This is a genomic window from Clostridium sp. (genome assembly GCF_051278035.1).
Lineage (GTDB): Bacteria > Bacillota > Clostridia > Clostridiales > Clostridiaceae > Clostridium_AD.
Genome location: NZ_JBNMNU010000271.1, coordinates 1 through 3,823, shown reverse-complemented (window position 1 = coordinate 3,823; position 3,823 = coordinate 1). Strand labels below are relative to the sequence as shown.

General features: G+C 31.0%; 6 protein-coding genes. All 6 read right to left on the bottom strand.

The genetic code is table 11. From position 1 onward, the window contains the following. Nucleotides 1–15: 15 nt before the first annotated feature. Complete coding sequence (locus ACJAX4_RS22695) at nt 16–174, bottom strand: hypothetical protein (RefSeq protein ID WP_435791715.1); 159 nt, start codon at nt 172–174, stop codon at nt 16–18. A gap of 97 nt (nt 175–271) precedes the next feature. Next, nucleotides 272–1,009 (bottom strand): sensor histidine kinase, encoded by a 738-nt coding sequence (locus tag ACJAX4_RS22690; protein ID WP_435791714.1) that lies wholly within the window; start codon nt 1,007–1,009, stop codon nt 272–274. Between the two features lie 291 nt (nt 1,010–1,300). Next, entirely contained in the window at nt 1,301–1,513 is a 213-nt protein-coding gene (locus ACJAX4_RS22685) for a hypothetical protein (RefSeq protein ID WP_435791713.1), read from the bottom strand. Between the two features lie 32 nt (nt 1,514–1,545). Beyond that, entirely contained in the window at nt 1,546–2,457 is a 912-nt protein-coding gene (locus ACJAX4_RS22680) for a GNAT family N-acetyltransferase (protein WP_435791716.1), read from the bottom strand. Nucleotides 2,458–2,780: 323 nt separating this feature from the next. Beyond that, entirely contained in the window at nt 2,781–2,939 is a 159-nt protein-coding gene (locus tag ACJAX4_RS22675; protein WP_435791712.1) for a hypothetical protein, read from the bottom strand. Nucleotides 2,940–3,175: 236 nt separating this feature from the next. Next, nucleotides 3,176–3,823, bottom strand: a 648-nt coding sequence (locus ACJAX4_RS22670) for a reverse transcriptase domain-containing protein (RefSeq protein ID WP_435791711.1), incomplete at its 5' end; no start/stop codon positions are given.

Genomic DNA, 3,823 nt, shown 5'->3' with positions numbered 1-3,823 from the left:
TACTTGTCTATGTAGTTATTGGACTTTGTCTTGTTTAGCAGACTCATCCACAAATAGTTTGCCTGAAAATGTTCGTATTCCTTGGGTCGGAACTTTGCCTAGGACTTCCTCCAGCTCACACCTCACGATGGATACCTTGTCTTCAGCTAGTGGTTGGTAACTACAGACCCCCACAGTGGACTTTCACCACCTAGTTAATTGCCATGCCTGGCACACTAAAAAAAACATTAAGCATATAATTTGCTTAATGTTTTATATTAATTGTATTAGTTTATATCTCAACTTCTAAAGTACTTCCCTTGCCAAGCTTGCTTGAAACTCTCATGGTACCATTAAACTGTTTTACTATACTGTCAGCGATGGATAATCCGAGACCTGTGCCCTCAATTTCAGAATTTCTAGATTTGTCTGCGCGATAAAATCTTTGAAATATCTTTGTTATATCCTGCTCAGAAATACCTATTCCAGTATCGGAAACTTTAATCACACAATGTTTGTCAGTTCGATGGCAACTAACCTCTATTTTACCGCTACTTCCAGTATCCTTTATGGCATTGTCTATCAAAATACAAATTAATCTATTCATCTTAATATCATCTCCAGGTATAACTATGCCTTTTTCAATATTTACTAAAAGTTCTATCTCCTTTTCTGCTACGAGGGGTTTAAATTCATTACAAGTTTGTAAAACTATTTCACTTAAGTTTATAGCAGAAATATTTACATACTTTTCTTTATTATCTTCTCTGGCAAGAAAAAGCAAGTCATCTATCAATTTAGTCATTTTCATGTATTCATATTGTATGTTGAATAGCCAATTTTTCTGACTCTTAACTGTTTCATTTTCGTTATCCATAACAATTTCCATATTTGTTCTAATAACCGTTAATGGTGTTCTAAGCTCATGGGAGGCATCTGCAACAAATGTTTTCTCCTTTATCCAGGCCTGCTTAATTGGTACTAATGCTTTGTTCGCAACAAAATAACTGCTTAAAAAAGCTAAAAACACACCTATAATCCCTATTATAATAAATATTACAATTAACAAATTCAAAAAAGATCTTTGCATACTTTCATTATAAAAAACTATAAGCTTGCTCTACTGTTTTACACTTGAAATATAACGAAATGTACCAAACCTCATTGAAATTAATCCTTTTAGTTGTGAACTTCCCATAGTATTTCTAATTAGTTCATTTGTATCTATTTCACTTAAAATATTATTTTGAGAAGCTTCAATAAGCTTCCCACTATTGCTTACTTCAACTACAAAACAATTGAATATATCAGCTGGATTATTCTACATACCCATATTTGGAGGTTTTGGTATATTAGATAAATCAAGTATTTTACCCTCGCTTCCCATTTTAAGAAATTCATTCATTATACTATTCACCTGAATATTTAGTTGCTTAGTTAGTAGACTATAGGTTCCTGCAAATATAAAGGTCAATATTAATAAAACTGTAGTTAGATTGATTAATGTAAGCCTTATTTTCAATTTACGAAACATTAAACATTTACCTCCTCCGCAGAATAACCTACTCACCTTATAGTTTTTATAGAGATGTTACATTTACTATTTTTAAGTTTTTTTCTAAGATAATAAACATAAAGTTCTATAGAATTAACATCTACCTCCGATTCCATCCCCCACACCCTATCAAGGATCAATTCTCTAGTCATAACCTGATTTTTATTTTTCATTAATAGCTCTAATAATTGACTTTCCTTAGCAGTTAATTGTATTGTCTCACCGCCAAAAACAACCTCTCCTTTTAGAAGTTCAAAAACTGTGCTTAAGAATTGAATAGAATTACTTTCTACTAGATTAAATTGTCTTCTACTAAGGGCTCTTACTCTAGCAAGTAGCTCTTCTGTTGAAAAGGGTTTAATAAGGTAGTCATCAGCACCTGCATCAAGTCCAGTTACTCTATCAGTTATGGAGTCTTTTGCTGTAAGAAAAATAACTGGAGTTTTTATTCCATTAGTTCTTATTGCTTTTAAAATCTCCACCCCTTCCTTTATACGAAGCATTCTATCAAGAATAATTAAATATTTTAGTTCCATTTTTAAATCTGATTCTATATATTTATTGTTAACCAGAGTAATTTCTTTGAAATCATATTTCTTATACAATGCTATGGCTGAAATTAATATGTGATTAGTATAAAGAATTATTTTTTTAGTACTATTTTGATTTGCGACATTCAAGCATTTTTCCATTAACATTTTACCTATCTTTAATCCTTGATATTTTTCAGTTACGGCAAGTTTTGCAAGTTCGTAAGTATATTCATCAACTTTTATTAATGATACTGTCCCTATTATCTCTTCGCCATACTTAGCAAAAAATATAAACCCACCCTTATCTAAAACAACCTCTTTGGGATTATTTAGAATTTTTTCATCCTCAGGTTCTACTGATACATATTTTTTAAGCCATTCATAAGAAATTTTTTTAAAATCATTATGGTATTTTTCTTCGTATTCAACGATTTATATTTTCTTCATATTAAATGCTCCTTTCTTTTAATTCACTAACATTTTACTTTCTTTACAATAATCTACAAGTTAGTCATAAAATATATATTTAACTATAACATAATCACCATAAATAAGTATTTTTATAATGCTTTGAAAATGGTCAATAGACTCAATGCGAATGTAATTCAATTGTATTTATGATACATTCAGAATATCAATACACGCTTAATAAAGTAACCCCACATTAATTAGATATGGGATTACTTGTGACCACATATGTGAAAGTTATGAACCTACAATTTATTATTTGTCTTTTCGTTAATATAAATATCAAGTGCTTTAATTCCTCTATTAGCAAGTTTTGCAAATAATATAAACCCATAAATCCCTATTCCAAACAAACCTAAATTAATTATTTGACTAATAAAACTTAACACGCGAAAACCATTCATAAATATTCTCCCTTTTTTACTGAAAATTACTCGGAGTGCAGTTTCAAGCGAGGATACGTTTTGTAACTAACGCAATTTCTCACGAAACACTACTAATTAGCGACTTCTTGTCGTACCTCATTTTTTTTACAGTTTCGAAACAACTTCTTAAGTAAACACGGGAGTTACCTCCCATGCTCCTCAACGGAACCGTACGTGCCCTACTAAGGCATACGGCTCTTCACCTCATATTTCAATCATCTATAGAATAAGCTTACCTTTATTTGTGGTTCTAGTAACGGAAAAGTCTTAAGCAAACCATTATAGAATGTATCAATTGTGTAACTTCTTCTTTGACTTCTTCTATTAAGCCATTTAAACAGTAACCATTTGACTACAGTTTGATAACTTTTCACACCTCTTGTATTATCCGTAACTCCATAATACTGATAGTGTCCCCTAAGTTTCTGATTAATTTTCTTAAACAATTCACCTAAAGGCATTATTCGATTATTCTTAACCCATTCCTTCATTGTCTTGACTTTACTTTGAAATTTCTTCCTACTAGTCTTAACCTTGAACCGAAAGAATTTCTTATCACCATTTAAACTACAATAAAATGTAAATCCTAGAAAATCAAAAGTTTCGGGTTTGCTCAATCCCCGTTTTGCCATGTTTTGCCTGGCAAACCTCCCGAATTCCAATATCTTTGTTTTCTCTAAAGCAAGCTCTAATCCAAATTCCTTGAATCTTACTATTAGCTTTTGATAAAACCCTTTTGCTTCCCATTTGTTTTGAAAACAACATACAAAATCATCACAATATCTAATTAAATACGCTTCTCCCTTACACTGTCGTTTTATTTTGACATCAAACCAGTAATCCAATACGTAATGCAAATATAC

What these genes read in the sequence shown, in the direction of transcription:
- ACJAX4_RS22685 (WP_435791713.1), bottom strand. Translation starts at nt 1,513, where the DNA reads ATGTTTCGTAAATTGAAAATAAGGCTTACATTAATCAATCTAACTACA.
- ACJAX4_RS22675 (WP_435791712.1), bottom strand. Translation starts at nt 2,939, where the DNA reads ATGAATGGTTTTCGCGTGTTAAGTTTTATTAGTCAAATAATTAATTTA.